Annotated in this window: 20 protein-coding genes; 16 read left to right on the top strand and 4 right to left on the bottom strand. The window is 48.8% G+C overall.

Annotated elements, in window-relative coordinates; translation table 11 throughout:
- Nucleotides 1-5: 5 nt before the first annotated feature.
- Together BO18_RS16390 and BO18_RS16385 are read left to right on the top strand one after the other, a co-directional pair.
- The gene (locus tag BO18_RS16390) at nucleotides 6-1016 is read left to right on the top strand and encodes a hypothetical protein (protein ID WP_034448055.1); all 1011 of its coding nucleotides are present in this window, start codon (nucleotides 6-8) and stop codon (nucleotides 1014-1016) included.
- Nucleotides 1017-1108: 92 nt separating this feature from the next.
- Nucleotides 1109-2107 (top strand): carbohydrate ABC transporter permease, encoded by a 999-nt coding sequence (locus BO18_RS16385; protein WP_034448052.1) that lies wholly within the window; start codon nucleotides 1109-1111, stop codon nucleotides 2105-2107.
- On the opposite strand, the gene BO18_RS16380 is transcribed toward BO18_RS16385, so the two are convergent.
- Both BO18_RS16380 and BO18_RS16375 read right to left on the bottom strand, forming a co-directional pair.
- Nucleotides 2108-3475, bottom strand: coding sequence for an acyltransferase family protein (locus tag BO18_RS16380; RefSeq protein WP_034448050.1), 1368 nt, complete (start codon nucleotides 3473-3475; stop codon nucleotides 2108-2110).
- Between the two features lie 380 nt (nucleotides 3476-3855).
- On the bottom strand, nucleotides 3856-4584 hold the full coding sequence (locus BO18_RS16375) for an MATE family efflux transporter (RefSeq protein ID WP_051688848.1): 729 nt from the start codon (nucleotides 4582-4584) through the stop codon (nucleotides 3856-3858).
- Nucleotides 4585-4780: 196 nt separating this feature from the next.
- Between BO18_RS16375 and BO18_RS16370 the strand changes: the two genes are divergently transcribed.
- Complete coding sequence (locus tag BO18_RS16370) at nucleotides 4781-5650, top strand: helix-turn-helix domain-containing protein (protein WP_034448047.1); 870 nt, start codon at nucleotides 4781-4783, stop codon at nucleotides 5648-5650.
- Between the two features lie 12 nt (nucleotides 5651-5662).
- On the top strand, nucleotides 5663-6787 hold the full coding sequence (locus BO18_RS16365) for a DUF362 domain-containing protein (RefSeq protein ID WP_034448045.1): 1125 nt from the start codon (nucleotides 5663-5665) through the stop codon (nucleotides 6785-6787).
- 97 nt (nucleotides 6788-6884) lie between these two features.
- On the opposite strand, the gene mscL is transcribed toward BO18_RS16365, so the two are convergent.
- Both mscL and BO18_RS16355 read right to left on the bottom strand, forming a co-directional pair.
- A complete protein-coding gene (gene mscL, locus BO18_RS16360) occupies nucleotides 6885-7328 on the bottom strand; it encodes a large conductance mechanosensitive channel protein MscL (RefSeq protein ID WP_034448043.1) in 444 nt (147 codons plus the stop codon).
- Nucleotides 7329-7406: 78 nt separating this feature from the next.
- Entirely contained in the window at nucleotides 7407-7814 is a 408-nt protein-coding gene (locus BO18_RS16355) for a hypothetical protein (protein ID WP_034448041.1), read from the bottom strand.
- A 223-nt stretch (nucleotides 7815-8037) separates the two neighbouring features.
- On the opposite strand from BO18_RS16355, the gene rimP reads away from it, so the two are divergent.
- From rimP to BO18_RS36295, 12 genes are all read left to right on the top strand, one after another.
- On the top strand, nucleotides 8038-8502 hold the full coding sequence (rimP, locus tag BO18_RS16350) for a ribosome maturation factor RimP (protein ID WP_051688847.1): 465 nt from the start codon (nucleotides 8038-8040) through the stop codon (nucleotides 8500-8502).
- A gap of 19 nt (nucleotides 8503-8521) precedes the next feature.
- Nucleotides 8522-9700: a transcription termination factor NusA gene (nusA, locus tag BO18_RS16345; RefSeq protein WP_034448039.1), complete on the top strand. Its 1179-nt coding sequence runs from the start codon at nucleotides 8522-8524 to the stop codon at nucleotides 9698-9700.
- A gap of 14 nt (nucleotides 9701-9714) precedes the next feature.
- A complete protein-coding gene (gene rnpM / locus BO18_RS16340) occupies nucleotides 9715-9993 on the top strand; it encodes an RNase P modulator RnpM (RefSeq protein ID WP_034448037.1) in 279 nt (92 codons plus the stop codon).
- Nucleotides 9990-10322, top strand: a complete 333-nt coding sequence (locus tag BO18_RS16335; RefSeq protein WP_034448035.1) for a L7Ae/L30e/S12e/Gadd45 family ribosomal protein — start codon at nucleotides 9990-9992, stop codon at nucleotides 10320-10322. The genes rnpM and BO18_RS16335 overlap by 4 nt, the downstream gene beginning before the upstream one ends.
- Entirely contained in the window at nucleotides 10322-13156 is a 2835-nt protein-coding gene (gene infB / locus BO18_RS16325) for a translation initiation factor IF-2 (protein WP_051688846.1), read from the top strand. The genes BO18_RS16335 and infB overlap by 1 nt, the downstream gene beginning before the upstream one ends.
- A 1-nt stretch (nucleotide 13157) precedes the next feature.
- The gene (gene rbfA, locus BO18_RS16320) at nucleotides 13158-13571 is read left to right on the top strand and encodes a 30S ribosome-binding factor RbfA (protein ID WP_034448032.1); all 414 of its coding nucleotides are present in this window, start codon (nucleotides 13158-13160) and stop codon (nucleotides 13569-13571) included.
- A gap of 51 nt (nucleotides 13572-13622) precedes the next feature.
- Nucleotides 13623-14690 (top strand): DHH family phosphoesterase, encoded by a 1068-nt coding sequence (locus BO18_RS16315; RefSeq protein ID WP_034448030.1) that lies wholly within the window; start codon nucleotides 13623-13625, stop codon nucleotides 14688-14690.
- The gene (truB, locus tag BO18_RS16310) at nucleotides 14687-15625 is read left to right on the top strand and encodes a tRNA pseudouridine(55) synthase TruB (RefSeq protein WP_051688845.1); all 939 of its coding nucleotides are present in this window, start codon (nucleotides 14687-14689) and stop codon (nucleotides 15623-15625) included. The genes BO18_RS16315 and truB overlap by 4 nt, the downstream gene beginning before the upstream one ends.
- Complete coding sequence (ribF, locus tag BO18_RS16305) at nucleotides 15618-16556, top strand: riboflavin biosynthesis protein RibF (RefSeq protein ID WP_034448028.1); 939 nt, start codon at nucleotides 15618-15620, stop codon at nucleotides 16554-16556. The genes truB and ribF overlap by 8 nt, the downstream gene beginning before the upstream one ends.
- Before the next feature lie 179 nt (nucleotides 16557-16735).
- Nucleotides 16736-17626, top strand: coding sequence for a prolipoprotein diacylglyceryl transferase (gene lgt / locus BO18_RS16300; RefSeq protein WP_051688844.1), 891 nt, complete (start codon nucleotides 16736-16738; stop codon nucleotides 17624-17626).
- 2 nt (nucleotides 17627-17628) lie between these two features.
- Entirely contained in the window at nucleotides 17629-18753 is a 1125-nt protein-coding gene (locus BO18_RS16295; RefSeq protein ID WP_034448026.1) for an FtsW/RodA/SpoVE family cell cycle protein, read from the top strand.
- An 11-nt stretch (nucleotides 18754-18764) separates the two neighbouring features.
- Complete coding sequence (locus BO18_RS36295; RefSeq protein WP_051688843.1) at nucleotides 18765-21029, top strand: PfkB family carbohydrate kinase; 2265 nt, start codon at nucleotides 18765-18767, stop codon at nucleotides 21027-21029.
- Nucleotides 21030-21033: the final 4 nt, after the last annotated feature.

Here is a 21033-nt window from a genome sequence, read left to right as displayed (position 1 = left end):
GCACGATGAGACGTTTTCTTTCAGTTGCAGCGGTATTGTCATTATGTGTTTTCCTGGTCTGTTCATGTACGGAAAAGGAAGACCGTACGTATCTGTACAACAATACGGATTATGAGGACAGATACAATGATGCGATGGACCTCCTTTATGCAGGTGAATACAGGGCAGCAAGAGACGGATTCGATCTTCTGAACGGATACGGTGACAGCATTGAAATGAGAAGACAGGCCAATGCGTGTATTATCCGTTCTGAAGGCGTCAGTGAAGGAGAGATAATAGAGTTTGGCGATTATAACGGCTGTATCAACTGGCTCGTTTTGGAAGTTAAAGGAAACAAGGCGCTCATCATTTCCGAGGATGTCATAAGCAGAAAAGAATTGAACAGGAGCATCCCGGGATGGGAGACCGGAGCGATACGCGAATGGCTGAACGGAACTTATGCCGATGAGACATTTACCGATTTCGAGCGCTCGGTGATCGCGGATGTGAAAACTGAAAAAGTTTTCATACTGACCAAGAATGAGGCACAGGAATATTTCGATGATGAGGAAGATATCGATAATGCATGCGGTGTGAGCGGAATACGTCCCGCCGTCTGGATAGAACTGTCTGATATGGCAAGGAACGGCAGCGCGGAAGACTCAGTGGAGACTTCAGGTACGGAGATGCCGGATGATGTACGGCAATTGTATGATTATGTCTATGAAAACATCAATCTTATGGGAACGGTCATTGAATATCCCGTCAGATATGATGTTAACAAAGACGGGTATGAAGATCTTTGTGCCACGGTTACTACCGGAAGCGGGATCGTCACAACATTTATTGCCGTGTATGATGTCCGAAACGGAAAGGGATATATGCTTAATGACCGCACGGAATACGATTACAGGATAAGGGGCGTGGAAGGTGATGATCTTACCGTCGTCAGACAGGATTATCAGGGCGGACGCGGGACAGTGGTAAGCGGCACGGTCGGGATCGAAAACGGAGAACTTGTCTTCATTACCGAGTGATTGATATCTGCAGTAATGGTATACTTATATGAGGTGGCGGAACTTCATGAAGGAGTTCCCGAAAGAATGCTATGCAGATGTAAGGGGATAATATGAGGAAAAAGGAGATGCTTAAGAGGCGTTATGCCAAATGGGGCTACATCTTTGTTATCCCGTTCATCATTGCATTCTTATTTTTTCATTTCTGGCCTTTGGGGAAGACGATAATACTTGCTTTTACAGACCTCAGAGGCGTGGGTAATACAGACTGGCGTTTTCTTCCTTCGATAGACAAACCGTGGTATGCGAATTTCACGAGTATCCTTCAGACCAAGATGTTCAAGAAGGCGTTTGTAAATACCTTTGTGTTCTGGATAGCGGAGACTGTTCCCGAATGGATATTCGCATTTTGGCTTGCGGCGATAATGACCGACAGAAGGTTTAATATCAAGGGCAAGTTCCTTTTCAGGACTGTATATTTCCTGCCGAGACTGATATCCGCGATGACGATGGGTACTGCATTCCTGGCGGTCATGGGACTGACGCTTCCGAAATTTCTGGAGACATTGTTCACGATAATCGCGCTCGACGGATTCGGTATCGAAACTGATGATCTGTCGTTCCTGTGGAATTCACCGTTCTGGATCGTTCTTGTAAATACTTATATGCACTTCGGTTTTACGTTTATTTATGCATATGCGGGTATAACAAGCGTTCCTACCGAGGTGTTCGAAGCCGCAGAGATAGACGGCGCCACCAGGACCCAGACATTCTTCCGCGTAACGCTTCCCTGTATGCGTCCGATCGTGCTCTATATTGCAGTCATGTCTATCCTTGACGGTCTCGGAATGTGGGAGATCTCTTCTGCGATCGGCGGTGATCACGACGCGCAGAATGCCAATACCACGATAATGATGTTTATCCGTAACCAGGCGTTCGACGGGGGATTCTACGGCAGAGCGTCTGCCATGAGTGTGCTGCTGCTGATCATCTATGGCGTAGTATCGGCATTTGCATTCTATCTGCTCAGAGACAAGGATGAGGCGGAACTTAAGAAACTCCGCAGAAAACAGCGCCGCGAAGAGAAACGAAAGCTCGAAGTGAAGGTCTGATCAGGATTCCGTTTTGTATTGCTTTTCCTTACGGAGAATAGCCTGTTCTTCTTTGTCAGGTTCTTTTTCGCTGCTGTCTTCGATCTTTTTGACAGGCGCGGGAATGTCTTTTTTCTTATCCCTGAACAACAGTTTCTGGATACGGTCCGTAAGTTTCTGTTCTCCGACACCGAAGAGGGTGGAGAAGGCCAGGACACAAATTGCGAAGAGCAGGAAATTGCCTTTGCCGTAATCGAAGAGAACCGGGAAAGTCATAAACCTGAAAAACGTAATGACGGCAAGGTTCATGAGATATGTATGGAGTGAATACTTGCCGAAGAAAGCAAGCACCGGATTCTTTACGTGATACTTCATCATGAAGACGAATATCGTCAGCGGTACCACTGTGAGAAGCGGTATCTGGCAGAAGTAGGATACGATCTTGTTTCCGATATCCGGTCCGTTGCCGTTGAACTCTGTCCAGTAACCGAACACCGACTGACCGAAAGAAGAGAGCCCGTAGAGGATGACCGTGATAACGAGAAGAATATGGAGCTTGAGTGCATATGCCTTTTTGAAGAATGCTGCTATCTTCTTTTCGTAAGTTGCGAAAACGAGACCCGTCAGGAATGCGGGCGCCGCATTGACCCACCACTCGCCGCTGAACCAGAATACGTTGTCGTACATCCACCACTCGGCGTTCATCTGTCCTTCTTCGGTCGTCCACCAGTTCTCGGGTCCTGCCCACCATGCGAAATGTCCGTTGAAGCAGAATCCGATTCCCATTGCTATCATGAAGACGAATATGATGACAAAGGATACCGGACGTTTCTTGATAAAACGGAAGCAGAGGTAGAACATAAGATACAGGATCGCGAGTACTATCGGGAACCACGCGTAGGTGTTCATCATCGTAAGTCCGGTTAGGTTAGTGACCCACTGCAATTTCTCGAGTCCCATTTTCGTGATGAAGAAGAAAAGACCGTAGATCCAGGCGTTTATATAGAACGGAACGACAAGGGCCTTAACTATCCTTTTGCTGATGAAACCTTTAAGATAATTTTTCTTGGAATCGAAACTCTTGATAAGTCCGTATCCTGAACAAAAGAAAAAGATGGCAACGAAGTAAACGCCTGCATTGACGAATGCGGAAAGGACGCCTTCCTCCTGCAGCATGTATTCCTGTGAGATATGATGGAGCATGACTCCGATGGCTGCGATTCCTCTTAGGGATTTCATTACTTCGAGACTGGTATAGTCTTCGTTGAATTCATCTTTTCTGCCGAACTTGTTTGTTCCGCCCCAGATAAAAAGAACGATAATAAAAAGATAGCAACAGACGATGTCTGCGATCTTCCATACGCTCAGTCCGTTAAGAAACTCGGCCATGCTTCACCTCATATACAATAATCACCATGCATATTGTCGCACAAAGAAGCGGTCCAGTCACGTTTGTTCTGAACTTTTATATTTTGTTTTCTTGTTCCGTGGTGAATGGATCAGTGATGAAATTTCTGCGGAAGTAAACGGAATGAACCCTTGTGTATCTTATGTTTTGCGGGAACGTGTATTTTGATCTCTCTTGAAGGAAGTGAGACTTTTGATCTGAAATAAGCCTTATATCTGATCCATTCGGTAACAACGCGAAGAATGCGTCGCCCAAACCCGTGAGCACACCGCGTACAACATAGATGAGACCGAGCGAAAGATAGAACAGGCTCGTGATCTTAAGACCTTTTGCACCGAGCTCGATGACCTGGGGGGCGATATCATCTTCCTTCGAAACGAAGAAACTGATGAGGGTGCTTCCGAAAAACTGCTCGATCCTGTTGGTTGCCGTAAATGCAGTGATCGCAGTAGTGCCGAAGCCGTTTACCACGAACTGGAGAGCCATTGACGATACCGCGATGAGACCGAACTGCAACGACATCGGGGCACCGAGACGCACGACCTTGAAAACCATCGTTTATGATGGTAGAAACGATAAGGAAATACAAAGGACTCTTTGAGTCTCCGAGTGCCTTGAGCATTGATGAAAGATAATTATACAGAGAAACGAACAGGAGTCCGACGCACATGAAGCGCGTATAAAGAACCGCATCGGTCATTATGTTGTCAGGTGTGGCGAGCAGCTTCAGAAGAAGCGGGCTTAAGAAAAAAACGGTTAATCCGAACAGCACGGGAGTGATCGGCATGATAAGGCCTGTATTAACGATGCACTTTCTGACATTGCTGTCATCGTGAGCTCCGTAATACTGCGATACGACAACTCCTCCGCCGCTTCCTATGCCGTTGCAGAGTGCAAAAAAGAGAAAGGTTATAGAAGATGTAGCACCTACAGCGGCGAATGCCTCCGAACCGAGAACATTACCAACGATCATCGAGTCGGCGAGGTTATAGATCTGCTGGAAGACGTTGCCGATCAGTGTCGGCAGCGCGAACATCAAGATATGCCGGGTCGGGCTTCCCTGAGTCATGTCTGTGATATTGCTCTTCATGCATTCAACTCCCGTGCTTATTTTCGGAACGATGAGATTATAGTATTGACTGTCTGATCAGCCCTCTCACTAATAGACATCCGGGTTATCATTTTTTGTCAGGATATATCAACAAGATACGGACATTAATTGACACAAACTTGAAAGTCCGGCCGGCGGCCGGATGTTATAATATCCGTAAGGCAGGTAATATCATATGGATTACAGCAATTACGAGATATACGATTTTGATCATGTAAGCGCGTTCAATATGTCCACCGGCTTCAAAGAGAGAAGCTATCAGGCACATTGGCATTCTTACGGTGAGATCCTGCTGGTCGCACCGAGCGAGACGAACATCTATTGCGTCGGAAAGAATACTTATGAACTTGATACGGATGATATCGTCATCGTATGGCCGATGGAGATGCATTCGACCGTTGACGCGAACCGGGAAGATTCTCTGGTCATTCAGTTCTCCAATGCGTTCATCAATTCGCTCTTTGACTTAAGGCGCATCATGCACATGTACCGCAATTTCCATACTGTATGCGTCAAGTCTCATCCGGAGCTTGCGGCGAAGCTGAAGGATATTATTTTCCAGATGAGGGATATCTTTGTGGCTGAAAGATCTGACCGTGAGATCAGATGCTGTATGCTCCTAATGGAGTTTATGCTGACACTGTATGAATACAGAAAAGAACTTACTCCGGAACTCAGCGAAGAGGATACGCAGAGTTTCGGCAATGACGTAATGAAGCGCATGCTGATGGTAACCGATTACATCAAGAACAATCTGACGGCAGATGATCTGTCTCAGACCGCAATGGCACAGATGGCCGGGATCAGCCGCGAATATTTTTCCAGGATATTTAAGAACGTTACCGGAATGAACTACAGCAAGTGGCTGAACATGATAAGGCTCGAAAAGGCAACAGCGCTTCTTGCAGAGGAGGGAAGGACACTGACCGAGGTCGCGATGCTGTCCGGATTCCAGAGCATACCGAGCTTCAACAGAGTTTTCCGTGAGGAGAAGGGAATGGCTCCCGGCGAATACAGATCGCTGTTCGTCGGAAGCGGCAAATAAAGGAGAAACTTTATGGAGAGATCAAAGGTATACTTTACGGATTTCAGGACCGGCCTGGGTGTTCCGCTTACTATGAAACTGCAGAAGCTGATAAAGCTCGCGGGAATAGGCGACATAGACATGGACGGAAAGTTTGTTGCGATCAAGATGCATTTCGGCGAACTCGGAAATCTCGCTTACTTAAGACCGAATTATGCAAAGGCAGTTGCCGATGTGATAAAGGAAAAGGGCGGCATGCCTTTTCTTACCGACTGCAATACCCTGTATCCCGGCAGCCGCAAGCATGCGCTCGAGCATATGGACTGCGCGAACATCAATGGCTTTAATACGGTCACAACAGGATGTCAGATAATCATCGGCGACGGACTCAGGGGAACGGATGACATCATAGTTCCCGTGCCAAACGGTGAATACTGCAAGGAAGCATATATCGGACGTGCCGTAATGGATGCGGATATCTTCATCTCACTCACACATTTCAAAGGACATGAGCAGGCCGGATTCGGAGGCACGATCAAGAACATCGGCATGGGATGCGGCAGCCGTGCCGGAAAGATGCAGCAGCACCAGAGCGGACATCCCCATGTCATTACGGATATGTGCAGAGGCTGCAGGAGATGCGCTAAGGAATGCGGTTCTGCAGCCATCAGTTATGATGACGGCAAGGCGTGGATAGATCCTGATAAGTGCAAGGGCTGCGGACGCTGTATCGGAGCCTGTGCTTTCGATGCCATAGAGAACGACAACTGGAATGCGGCTTCGCTCCTCGGGTGCAAGATGGCGGAATATACGGCAGCCGTAATCAGCGGCAGACCGAATTTCCACATCAGTCTGATAACGGATGTCTCTCCGAACTGCGACTGCCACGGCGAGAACGATGCGCCGATCCTGCCGAATATCGGAATGCTCGCATCTTTTGATCCCGTCGCTCTGGATCAGGCTTGCGTTGACTTGTGCTCAAAGGCTGAACCGATAAGAAACAGCCAGCTCGGCGACAACATTGCAAGTGCGCATTTCCACGATCACGGTGACCACTGGCACAACAGCAATCCGAACGTCTCATGGGCAGAAACACTTGAGCACGCCGAAAAGATCGGCATCGGCTCCCGCGAGTATGAACTGGTGAAGATGAAGTAAAGACCGGTTTTCCGGATATACACAAACACAAAAGAAGGACCGCCTCGATCAATTTGAGACGGTCCTTGTGTTATTACTGTAAAGCTCTAAGTGAAGATTACTTCTTCTGTGCCTTAAGGAGATCCTTGATCTCAGTAAGGAGCTTGACTTCATCAGAAGGCTCCGGTGCAGGTGCGGGCTCTTCCTTCTTGCCCTTCTTGCCGATCTTGCCGACACCGCTCTTGAGTGCATTGATGCCCTTGAGCATGACGAAGAGGATTATTGCCATGATGAGGAAGTTGATGATGGCAGAGATAAATGCGCCATAGTTGAGCGAGAGGCTCTGGATCTCTTCCAGTGTCAGGCCTGTATAATCGACCCAGGGAAGCCTGATGGAACCTGCGATGTCAGTTCCGCCGATTGAAGCGATGAGCGGAGTGATGAAATTGTCGGTGAACGATGTGACGATGTCCTTGAACGCTGCACCGATGATGACACCGATCGCCATGTCAACTACGCTGCCCTTGAGTGCGAATTCTTTGAATTCCTTCATAAAACCCATGTGAATGTTCCTCCTGATTTGTTATTTAAAAGCCCGGACCCAAATATGGCCCGGGCTGGTTTACGTATTAACTCCGGCTTATGCGAACTTTCTTGCTTCCTCAGGAAGGCTGTTGATGTCGCCGCTGTAAAGGATGGTTGCTTCAACAGGTGTGTCCTTCAGGAATTCGTCGAGCTTCAAAAGGAAAGCGCCGAGACCTTCGGGATCGTAGTTGTTTGCAACTTTGCAGATAGCGTCCACATAGATGTGTGTCAAGTCGTAATCTTTGGAGCAGATGCCGCAGATGAATGCGAGAACCTGGTCAAAACCTTCAATGGGGTATTCTTTCATATTTACAAGACGTACTGTGGGCTTAAGAAGCTGGTCTAATCTGTTTCCTCTCTCAAGACATACGACGTTGCTGTCTGTAGCTGCAACTGCATTGATGTCATCGACAAGTTTAGCTGTCTTTCCCGTACCCTTAGGTCCTGCAATAAGTTTGATCATAAAATGTTTTCTCCTTTGGGGATTATATTTCCATTGGATATTTGGATAAACTTATTTTACTTTATTTGCACGATTAAGAGAATATAAAAGTGTAAAAAATTAGGAACATTTTTCGGTTTGCACTATTCTTTTCCTTATGATAAAATAACCGAGTTCATAAAAGAGTTTTTTACGAACGGACAGCGTTTTGCGTGTCCGTTTTTTGTTTTAAGAGGAGATTATTTTGGCAAAGAGATCAAAGGTGGCACAGGAAGCGTTTGAGCTTGCGGAACCTGTAGTGGCCAGATTGGGTTTTGATCTTGTCGATTGTTCCTATGTCAAAGAAGCTCGCGGTATGGTCCTGACGCTCTATATAGACAAAAAGGGCGGTATCGGGATCGACGACTGTGAGACAGTCAGCCGTGCGGTAGACCCGGTGATCGATGAGGCAGCCTCAATAGATCCGGACTTTTTTGAAGTCTCTTCTCCCGGTCTTACAAGACCCCTGGAGACAGAGAGGGACTATAACCGTTACAGCGGTGAGAAGGTTGATATCTCCCTTTATCAGCCTCTGGAAGGTAAGAAGACCTTTACCGCGGAGATCAAGGGTGCGGAAGACGGAAAGGCAACATTCGTGTTTGATAACGGCAGCGAGGTAACGCTCAGTCTTGAGGATATCGCCAAGGCCGTACGTCATATAGATTTTTAAGTTTAGGAGGAAATATAAAATGCCGAGAAAGAAGAATGAAGAGGAACCCAAGGATACAATAGTAAGTCTTGTAAAGCTCCTCGCTGAAGAAAGAGATATCGATGAAGAGGAAGTGTTCCAGGCCATCGAGAGCGGACTCGTTGCAGCTTACAGACGTGAGTTCCGTGACAATGACAACAAGGAAGTCATCAAGTCCGTTAATGCCGAGATCGACAGAGAGACCGGCGAGATCTATCTCTATAAGCTCGTTGAAGTAGTCGAGGAAGTAGTCGACGAGGCAAACGAGATCTCCCTTGAGGCAGCTAAGGAACAGGATGAGGACGTTGAAGTAGGAGACGAGATCGAGCTTGCGATCGACGTTGAGGACTTGGGACGTCTTGCTGCCAGCGCAGCAAAGAATGCGATCAACCAGAAGCTCAGAGACGCTGAAAGCGCAAAGATCGAGCAGGAGTTCTCCGGCAAGATCGGCGAGATCACTTCCGGAACCATCGTACGCAGAGACGCAAGAAATGTTTATGTAAATATCGGACGTGCAGAAGCCGTTGTTAAGCATGACGGTCAGATCAGAAATAACCGCAACGAGCATTACGATCAGGACAGGATCATGAAGTTCCTCGTAATGGGCGTTGAGGAAGCTAACGGCAGACCTTCCGTTGTTCTTTCGAGAACAGACGCAAGACTCGTTACAAAACTCTTTGAGCTCGAGGTTCCCGAGATCAAGGCAGGCGATGTCATCATCAGATCCGTTGCAAGAGAAGCAGGCTCCAGAACAAAGATCGCCGTTTACTCCAAGGATCCGGATATCGATGCAAAGGGTTCCTGCGTTGGCCAGAGAGGCCAGAGAGTTCAGCAGATCATGAACGAGCTCGCTGAAGAGAAGATCGACATCGTTGACTGGAAGGAAGATCCCGCACTCTTCATCAGTGAAGCTCTGCAGCCTGCAAAGGTCTCGAGAGTTGATACCGAGATCACCACAAACGAGAACGGTGAAGTCGAGAGATATGCAAAGGTAATCGTACCTGACCAGCAGTTCTCCCTCGCTATCGGCAAGAGCGGTCAGAACGTCCGTCTCGCAGCAAGACTCACAGGATTCAAGATCGACATCAAGAAAGAGTCTGACGAGAGCGTTGAAGCTTCCAAGGCACTTATCGATGACTTTAAGGTCGTTGATGATGAGACAGGCAAAGAAGATCAGTAAGTAAGATTGATGTTATGAAGAAGAAGCCGCAAAGAAGTTGTGTATCCTGCAGGACGGTAAGAGATAAGAACGATCTCTTGCGTATCGTCGTGACTCCGGAAGGCGAAGTCGCATACGATCCCACCGGCAAGCTTGCCGGAAGGGGCGCGTATCTTTGCCGTAACGAGGCATGCATAACGGCTGAGCTTAAGAAGGCAGCCAGGCTTTCGAAAGGACTTAAGAAGCCTCTGACTGATGAAGAGATCGGTGAACTGGCGCAGACTCTTTTGGGGAGCATAGCTGAAAACGGATGACAGAGAAGGAAAGAGCACTCGGAATGATCGGGCTTGCATCACGCGCAGGCAAAGTGGTATCGGGAAGCGACGCCGTGACCGGAGCGATACGCTCAGGCAACGTTAAGCTCCTGATCATCACAAAAGACATTTCGGCAAACTCTTTGAACAGGATCTTAAAGAACATAACAGACGGAGATGAGATCCCCTGCTACAGTTTTGCAAGATCGGAAGAACTGGGAGACGCCCTGGGAAAGCCAAACAGAACAGTTGCGGCAATTACTGACAAGAACTTTGCGGAAGGCATTTCCGCCATACTCGAGAATATCAACGAGGAGGAAGATACTTGATGAGTGAAGACAATGAAAATAAAAAGAGCGGTCTGACTGTCGGAGGCGTATCCGGCAGCAAGAAGATGAGGCTCGGACGCGTACATAAGAAAAAGACTGAAGAGGCTCCCGAAGCCCCTGCCGTTGCTGAAGCAAAGGTAGAGACTCCGGCACCGGCTCCTGCTCCGGAAGCAGAGGTCAAGCCTGCCAAGAAGGCTGCTCCGAAGAAGGAAGCAGCTGCTGAAAAGGCTGAAGAGAAGCCTGCAGAGGAAAAGAAGCCTGCAAAGAAGACTGCCGCAGCTAAGACTGAGACTGCTGCCAAGACAGAGCCTGCAGCCAAGAAGACCACGGCAAAGAAGTCTTCTGAGAAGAAGGAAGAAGAGCCTAAGACCGAGGAAACCAAAGCTGAGGATAAAGAGGAGAAGAAGCCCGCGAAGAAGGCTGCTCCCGCAGTAAAGACTCCGAAGGCTGAGGAAAAGGAAGAGAAGAAGGCTGAAGAACCCGTAAAGGAAGAAAAGAAGCCCGAGGAAAAGGCCGAGCCCGCAAAGGAAGAGAAGAAGCCTGAGGAAAAGACAGAACCTGTTAAGGAAGAGAAGAAGCCCGAAGTTAAGCCTGTGACAAAACCCAGACTTTCTTCCGCTGTAATCTCGCTTCCCGATGTTCCCGCCAGAGGCGAGACGATCAGGAGTTCAACTGTCATCACTTATGCCGGCAAGGACAAGAAGAGTCCTGTAAGAAGCGGCGGTTCGGGATTTGGCGGCAACAGAGGCGGCGGATTCCAGAAGCCGGGCGCAGGCTTTGACAAGGATAAGGATGAGGACGGTTCACGTCCCCAGTTCAAGAGAGCACCCAAGCCGAGAGCTGAAGCTCCGATCGAAGATGCAAAGAAGAGCAGATCTTCCTATGCCGAGAAGAGCGCTTTCGACAAGAAGCACAGCAATACAGACAGAAGAGACGGCGAGAAGAACGCCAATGTCGACAAGAGAAAGCAGTCACGCACATCCCAGTTCACGGGACGCGTCAACAGCGACGGTGATTATGACGATTTCTCTTTCAAGAAGAAGAAAAAGAAGCAGTCCGAGCAGCAGGCTGTGATCGAGCAGGTCATCACCGAGATCAAGATCCCCGCTTTCATCACGGTCAAGGAATTTGCCGAAGGTATCGGCAAGAAGAGCTCTGATATCATCATGGCTCTGATGAAGCTCGGCGTAATGGCTACCATTAACCAGGAACTCGATTTCGATACCGCATGCCTTGTCGCAGACAGCTTCGGCATCAATGCAGAACTCCTTGAGGAGAAGACTGAAGAGGATATCCTTTTCGATGATGCAGACAATCCGGAGAACCTCGAACCCAGGCCGCCGGTAGTTGTAGTCATGGGTCACGTTGACCACGGTAAGACATCACTCCTCGACAAGATCAGATCAGCTAACGTTACTGAGGGCGAGGCAGGCGGAATCACGCAGAAGATCGGTGCTTACACCGTACGACTCAAGGGCCGCCAGATCACATTCCTCGATACCCCCGGTCACGAAGCGTTCACGACGATGAGAGCCAGAGGTGCCCAGTTCACGGATATCGCGATCCTCGTTGTAGCTGCAGACGACGGCGTAATGCCTCAGACGATCGAGGCTATCAACCACGCCAAGGCAGCCAACACGGAGATCATCGTTGCGATCAACAAGATCGATAAGCCGGGTGCAAATCCTGAGAGAGTTAAGCAGGAACTTACACAGTACGGTCTCGTATGTGAAGAGTGGGGCGGTCAGACGATCATGGTTCCCATCTCCGCAAAGCAGGGAACAGGTATCGATGACCTGCTCGAAAACGTATTGCTCACAGCAGACGTCATGGAACTCAAGGCGGATCCTAAGAGCCAGGCGAAGGGCGCCGTCATCGAGGCAAAACTCGATAAGAACAGAGGCCCTGTAGCATCCGTTCTCGTACAGCGCGGTACTCTGAGACAGGGCGATACGATCGTATGCGGTCCTATCCTCGGTAACGTAAGAGCCATGTACGACGACAAGGGCGCTCCCATCAAGAAGGCAGGGCCTTCCATCCCTGTCGAGATCCTGGGTCTTCCCGAAGTGCCTGAGGCAGGCGAGATCCTCTATGCCGTATCTGACGATAAGACAGCAAGACAGCTCGTTGAAAAGCGTAAGATCAAGCAGAGAGAAGAGAAGCTCCACAGATCATCCAAGATGAGCCTCGACACACTTGCCGCACAGATGGCCGCAGGCGATGTCAAGGATCTCAATATCATCATCAAAGCAGACGTTCAGGGTTCTGTCGAAGCAGTTCAGCAGTCCCTTGAGAAGCTCTCCAACGATGAGGTCAAGATCAACGTCATACACGGTGCTGTCGGCGCCATCAACGAATCTGACGTCGTTCTTGCTGACGTATCGAATGCCATCATCATCGGCTTCAATGTAAGACCTTCACAGATGATCGTTGATAAGGCAAAAGAGACAGGCGTTGACATCAGACTCTACAGCGTCATCTACAACGCGATCGAAGATGTCGAGAACGCAATGAAGGGTATGCTCGCTCCGAAGATCGAAGAGGTCATCTGGGGTCATGCGGAAGTCAGACAGCTCTTCAAGGTTAGCGGTATCGGAACCATCGGAGGCTGCTATGTCACTGACGGTAAGATCCAGAGAGCTTCAAGCGTCAGAGTCATCAGAGACGACGTCGTTGTTTATACCGGCGTTCTCGGCTCACTGCAGCACGAGAAGGATTCCGTAAAGGAAGTACTGTCCGGACACGAGTGCGGTCTTACGGTCGAGAAGTACAACGACATTAAGATCGGCGATGTTATCGAAGCATTCGGCAACATCGAAGTTAAGAGGGACTGATATGAAAAACAGAAGACCTGAGATAGTCGGAGATGAGATCCAGAAGATCATCTCCACAATTATCTCGACCAAGCTGAAGGATCCGCGGGTTCCTTTGCTTACGTCTGTTACATCCGTGAAGATGAGCAGGGACTTATCTCACGCCACGGTCTTCATCTCTGTCTACGGTGACGAGAAGACACAGAAGGAAGCCATGGAAGCCATAGAGCACGCTAAGGGATTTATCCGTTATGAGACCGTGCAGCAGATCAACTTGAGGATCGCTCCGGAACTCAGCTTCAAACTTGATAACACCCTTAACAACGCGCTCAGGATGGAAGCTTTGATCGATAAGACGATCAAGGAAGACGAAGCAAGAAGACTTGCGAGAGAAGAAAAAAACGGCAATAAAGAGGAAGGTGGCGAAGAAGCATAAGGCTTCTTTGCCATTCCTTTTTACTGAACTGAACAGAATGGAGATCCATTAATGAGAGAACGCTATAAAGAAGGGAGCGCAAGAAGCGCCGGAAATATCTTAAGCGTTATAGAGAAAGCAAGAGCAGCCAACGAGATGATCCTTATTTTCCTTCACAGAAGTGTGGACGGAGACTGCGTGGGATCGGCGTCGGGTATCTGCTCCATGATCAGAAGTCTCGGAGCGGATGCATATGTTGCCATGCCCGAGGCACTTCCCGAGAACATGAAGTTCCTGGGAATAGATGATTTCTTTTTCCATCCGGCAGCGGAATCCGACCTCTCGGATGAATACTCCTCATCAGGCACCATAGCCGGTAAAAAGGTCGGAGCCGCAATTGCAACGGACATTTCCGAGCCTTCAAGGATGGGGATATGCGGAGAGATCTTTGATTCGATAGAGAACAGGATCGTCATAGACCACCACGCTTCGGTAACGGCAAGGTCTGACAATATGTGGATCGATCCCGATGCATCCTCGGCAAGTGAGATGGTATTTTATGTTGCCGAGCAGATAGCCGCAATGACGGGGAAAGAGATAAAGGATATCCTTGCGCCGAATGCCGCAAAAGCGGTTTTGGCGGGTATAGTAACTGATACAGGAAGATTCACCTTTAAGAATACCCGCCCCGAGACGCTGGAGACTGCGGGCCTTCTGATCGAACTCGGAGGAGACATCTCTGAAGTCTGCTACAACCTTTTCGACAGGAAGACAAAACAGAAATTCCTGCTGTCGGCAAAAGCCAGATCTGAAGTCAGGTTCTATTACGGTGACAAGTTTGCTCTTACCGTTGTGCCTTATTCGCAGTTTGTCGAATATAATGCCGGACCCGACGGCATCGATGACGTCGTTTCCGCAATGCGCGACATAGACGGAGTGGAACTCGCGATCGTTCTGAGAGAACTCGAGAACGGCGAGATAAGAGGCAATATCAGATCGCAGGATTATTTCGACTGTTCGAAGTTTGCCGAAGGATTCGGCGGCGGCGGACATGTCAGAGCGGCAGGCTTCACCGTAAGAAATGTCAATATCTATGAGCTTGCTGAAGATATCGTTGAAAAGGTAAGAGAGTTTATATGATCCCGGACGGATTCATTCTTGTAGATAAGCCTGAAGGATGGACATCCTTCAAGACTGACCGTTTTGTCGGGAAACTCCTCGGAACCAGAAAAGTCGGGCATCTCGGTACGCTCGATCCTTTTGCCACCGGACTTTTGCCGGTCTTTGTCGGAAAGGGACTTAAGTATCTCAGATTCTGTGAAGGATTCGACAAAGGCTATTCATGCAGATGCATCTTCGGTGCAAGAACCGATACGATGGACAAGACGGGTGAGTTTATATCAGAAGATTATCCTTCCGAAGAAGAGATCGCAGAGCTTTCCGCTGGCGGTTACGAAAAGATCCGTCAGGCTTTTTCCAAAGTGCAGGCGACAAGGGAACAGCTCCCTCCCGCATATTCCGCGAAGAAGATCGACGGAAAGAAAGCATATGAACTTGCCAGAAAAGGGGAGGTGCCGGATCTTAAGCCTGTGCCGGTAACCATATATGCACTTGATATCAGGAATATCGAAATACCTGAAAAGGGCATAGCGGTGGACTTTGACTGCATGTGCTCCAAGGGAACGTATATCAGGACCATCTGTTCGGACTTAGGCGACATCACGGGTTTCGGCGCATATGCCGAATCTCTCAGGCGAACGGTCAACGGACAGTTCAGCGTAAAGGATGCCTATACTCCGGAAGAACTCGAAAAGATGGTCATGGAAGATGACTTCTCGTTTGTAAGGGATGCTTCTGAGACATTGAGTTTCCTGCCGGAGATAAAGCTCGATGCAAAGCAAACAAGGGATATAAAGTTCGGCAGGAAGATCGCGTTTCCTTTGGCAGTTGATGCTTCGGAAGAACGCGTCTATTACAGGGCGACAAGCGAAGGCCGGCTTATTGCCGTTGTTTTCCCGTCAATGGAAAACGGCGCTCTTACTATGAGGATAGAAAGGCTCTACGCTCATGATTAAAGTCTGCAGCACATACGGTATCGATGACCTCCCGCTTGGGACAAAGGGCCGCGTAATCGCGCTCGGCCTTTTTGACGGACTCCATCAGGGTCATCAGGACATCATCAAAAAAGCTGTTTCCACCGCCGAAAGGGACGGTCTTACATCAACTGTCCAGACATTCAGAAATCTCTGTAAATCCGGTGATAAGCCTTTATATACAGCGGAAGAGAGACTTAAGCTGATAGGCGGAACGGGTGCGGAAGAACTGCTCGTACTGGACTTTGATGCGGTTAAGGATATGGAACCCGAAAAGTATCTTACCGATATCATTTTAAACCGTGCCGTAGCCGATACCCTCGTCATGGGTGAGGATTACAGATTCGGCAAAGGCGCCGGCGGCGATGTCGCCATGATAAAAGAGTTCGGAAAAGCAAATAATGTCCGCGTCATAGTGGTCGGAGACCGCATGCTCGAAGACACGGGGAAGAAGATATCCACGACCTGGCTCCGGAGCGCTCTGGGAGAGGGTGATGTGGATCTTGCTTTGAAACTCTGCGGCGGAAGGGCGTATTCATATTCCGGACGCTGCGTGCAGGGAAAGATGCTCGGAAGGACAATGGGCTTTCCGACGGCAAATCTGAACATTCCTGAAGATAAATATGTGGTGAGAAGAGGCGTCTATGTAACGCGCATACTTCTCGGCCAGAGAGTCCTCTACGGAGTCACGAACGTCGGAAGAAGACCGACGCTCGAAGATGCGGTGAACGATGTCGCCGAGACTTATATCTTTGACTTTGATGAGGATATCTACGGAGCAAACCTTACCGTCGAGATGCTGCATTTCTTAAGACCTGAAGAGAAGATGACTTCCAAGGACGATCTTATCAGGGCAGTTGAGATAAATAAGGTCCAGGCTCTTGAATATCTGAAGAGCCAAGGGCTTTTATAGAACGCCATTAAAGACGGTCTGCCGGACCCCGTTTCCGGGAATACGGATTTTCAGGCATATTTCGGGTAATCCTTCAGTTTCCCTCGAAAACAACTTTTGAAAGTTATAAACTTCTTTTTGTGGTAATATATCAGGGATTTACCCGGGCCTGTACGGCTAGGGCAGGAGGATAAGGAAACATGATAAACATGGAAGAGGTTAAATTCCCCGGTCTGGGGATAAACGTGGAGATAAATCCGGTCGCATTCAGGATCGGCAATATCCCCGTATATTGGTACGGCATCCTGATCGCGCTGGCTCTTATCGTGAGCGTCTTTCTCGCCGTAAAGCAGTCAAAGAAACTGAACTTCCCCGAGGGACTCGTATACGATACGATCCTCATGATAATCCCCTGTGCCATCATCGGCGCAAGAGCTTACTATGTTGCGTGCAACTGGGATTACTACAAGCAGGACTGGAAACTGATCTTCGATACGAGATCCGGCGGACTTGCCATTTACGGCGGAGTCATCCTCGTATTCATCGGCGGCTTTGTCATGTGCTATATAAGGAAGATCCCTTTCAGGGAGCTTGCCGATTACTGCGTAGTATATCTGCCTTTGGGTCAGGCCATTGGAAGATGGGGTAATTTTTTCAACCAGGAAGCATTCGGCACCACAACCAATCTGCCGTGGGGCATGACGAGTCCTTCTGTCGAGCAGTTCCTCAGAATGAACTGTCTGACTCTGGTTCCCACAATGCCGGTACATCCGACATTCCTTTATGAATCGATCTGCGATCTCATTATTTTCTTTATACTCCTTTATGTGAGAAAGCATTCCAAGATTCCTTTCGAGACATCGTGCGTTTATTTCATCCTTTACGGAACCGCAAGATTCTTCCTCGAAGGATTGAGGACCGACTCCCTGTACATCACGGGAACCGGCATCAGGATCTCACAGCTCCTTTCTCTTGTTTTCGTTGTTGCAGGCCTCATCTATATTGCTGTTGCAAGAACTAAGAAGATCGAGAAGAAAGGCTTTCCCGCAAAACTCTATGAAGGCGCTCTGACAGGAGAAGGTAAGAAATAATAATGGATAAGGCTGGTTCCGGCGTTGTAAGACTTCGCGGGAAAGACGGTCTTAAGACCGTCGACTATTATCTTGTTGTGCCCGTGCTGGCAATGACGATAATCGGCCTTTATGTCCTTCAAAAAGTTCTGTCCAAAGGTTATGCGGCTTATCCGGGCAACTACTACAGACAGATAGCGGCTACTGTCGGCGGCATCATCTGCGCGCTGATCATAAGCCTTTTGGACGAGCATTTCCTTAAGATCATCGGAAGACTTATATACGCTGTATCACTCTTCCTCCTGATCCTGGTTCCTATTGACGGCTATTCGCTTGCCGGCACCTGGGGCGCGGACTCCTGGCTCAATCTTCCGGTTATCGGAAACTTCCAGCCTTCCGAGCTCGCCAAGATAGGACTCATCATGGTGGCTTCGGACATCTTCGAAATGATGCACAACAAAGAGGTATCTCTCCTCAAAGGTTATGGCATCATGGCGGCCGTTTATGCTCCGCCGATGCTGCTCATACTTACCCAGCCTGACTTCGGTACAGCGATGGTCATCGTATTTACGTTCGTATGCATGATGTTCGCCTGGGGAGTAAGGTACAGGTATTTCCTGCTCGCGTTTTCTACCATCGTTGTTGTAGTGCTTCCTGCAGTATGGTATTTCTATCTGGAAGCTTATCAGAAGGACAGGATCCTATCGCTTGTCTTCCAGGGTTCCGATCCGAGAGCCGAATACAATCTCCTGCAGTCGCAGCACGCAATCGCTTCAGGCGGTCTTACCGGCAACCACACGGGTATCCTGACGTCGGTTCCCGTTAAGGAGAGTGACTTTATCTTTGCGGCGATATCCGAACACATGGGATTTATAGGAACGACCACGGTAATAATCCTCGCGTTCTTCTTCCTTTGCAGATGTCTTTTCGTGGCCTCAAAGGTCCCTTCCAAATCGGCATCCTATATGCTTACCGGTCTTACAAGTTATTTTGCGTTCCATTACATTGAGAATATGGGTATGTCAGTCGGACTTCTGCCGATCACGGGTATTCCGCTTCCTTTCATAAGCCTTGGCGGTACCGCCATGCTGATCAATTATCTCGCGTTCGGAGTAATCCTGAACATATCGATGTCGCGTAAATCATAGCGGGGTTTTCAATGAAGGGCAGATGGAGACAGAATCTTCATATTGAACCGCCGGAAGGCTGGATGAACGATCCTAACGGACTCTGCTTTTTTGACGGCTTGTATCATGTCTATTTCCAGTATTCGCCCGGCACTCCTGATGGTTCGAGCACCCGCTGCTGGGGACACTATATAAGTTCAGATCTTCTTTCATGGAAATATGACGGGATTGTCTTTTCTGCCGGCATTCCGGAAGACAGGGACGGGGTATTCTCCGGATCTGCGGTTGCTTTTGCCGATCATGCCGAATATTTCTATACGGGAAACGTGATGGAAGAAGGCGGATACGATTACGTTCTTGAAGGGCGTGGAGCCAATGTCATATTTGCGGTTTCCGAAGACGGCTCGAAAATGTCATCAAAGAAGGTCATCTTAACGAACAGCGATTATCCGTCTTTCTGTTCGTGTCATGTAAGAGACCCTAAGGTCACTTTCGAAAACGGCGTTTATAAGATGGTGCTCGGCGCGAGGACGACAGATGACAAAGGCTGTGTTCTTTTCTACGAAGGCACAGATGTTTATTCACTCGAATATAAAGGATGCTTAACGGCTCCCGGTATGGGATACATGTGGGAATGCCCCGATGTTTTTGAGATCGGAGAAAAGAAATATCTTGCCGTTTGCCCTCAGGGGATCGAGCAGGGTGAATACAGATTTCAGAATATTTTCCAGAGCGGTTATTTCATTGTTGACGAAAATGAACTCCGCGATTTTGAAGAGTTCGACTATGGCTTCGATTTCTATGCTCCACAGACTTTCACCGCACCTGACGGAAGAAGGCTTCTTATCGGATGGATGGGCATAGGCGATGATTCGTATGCCAATCCGACTGTGCCTTACGGCTGGCAGCATTGCCTGACTCTGCCTCGTGAGATATCGGCGGGACCGGATGGCAGGCTTATCCAGAGACCGTTAAGGGAATTGGAAAGAATAAAGGGAAAGGCCAAAGCGGTTGAAGGTGAAGCTTGGACGGGACTTCCTTTTGAAGCCGACGTTGACGTATGTTCTTCAGATATGTGTGTATCCGTTTCAGGAGCGGAGATAAGATGGAATAAAGAGCAGGGTGTACTTACTTTAAGTTTTTCCAACGGTGAAGGTTACGGCAGGACCTGGCGCAGGATAAAGATCTCAGATCTCGAAACGCTGAAGATCATCGCGGATGTGTCTTCTCTCGAGATATACATCAATGACGGGCAGTATGTCATGAGCACCAGATTCTATCCTGAATACAGGCAGGTAAGGATCGCGGTAGTAGGCGCGTCAGCTTCGGTATGTGCGTTGAGGCTGAACGATACGCTCGTTGCCATAGGCGAAGCGCTTATCGATTTCATTCCTGACAGAAAAGGCTGCGAATTCCACGAAGTCGGCGCCTTTTCTCCCGCTGTGGGCGGTGCACCCGCAAATGTCAGCGCGGCTTATTCAAAGCTCGGCGGCAAGTCCCGCATGATAACCAAACTCGGGAACGATCCTTTCGGTGATTTGATAACCAGGACTCTGAATGAGGCGGGAGTAGATACTTCATATATAAGTTATACATCTGAAGCAAATACGGCACTCGCGTTCGTCAGTCAGACGGCTGACGGGAAGAGCACTTATTCATTCTACAGAAATCCTTCTGCGGATATGCTCTTTGCCCCTTCCGAGGTAACGGGCGAGATGCTGGACGGCTGTTATGCCCTGCATTTCTGCAGCGTTTCACTGGGAGACTTCCCGATGAGGGACGCTCACAAAACCGCGATAACGATAGCGAGGAGAAACGGCGCGATCGTAAGTTTCGATCCCAATCTCAGGTTCATGCTCTGGGAAGATAAAGATGAATTAAAGAAAGTGATCTGGGAGTTCCTGCCCGAATGCGACATTCTCAAGATATCAGATGAGGAACTTGAGTTCATAGCCGGAACATCAGATCCTGATGAAGCGTTTTCGGTCCTGGGCTGTGGCAACGTTAAGCTCATCATACTTACAAAAGGCAAGGACGGCGCATGCGCTGTAAACATGTGCGGCACGGTCGATTCTGCGGTTCCTGCAGTTAAGGCTGTCGACACAACCGGTGCAGGAGATGCTTTTATCGGCTCGTTCCTGTGGAGCCTCAGGGCACACGGCATAGAGCGTGACGGCCTCGGCAGCTGTTCTCCAGATGTCATAAAGGATTGTCTGGACTTTGCGAACCGGTATTGTTCCGTCAGCGTCCAGAAACACGGTGCCATTCCGTCCTATCCGGATTTCAGAGAGATATAAACCG

The sequence above is a fragment of the Butyrivibrio sp. AE2032 genome (assembly GCF_000702965.1).
Note: the sequence above shows the minus strand (reverse complement) of the source record. Positions and strands in the feature narration are given on the sequence as shown.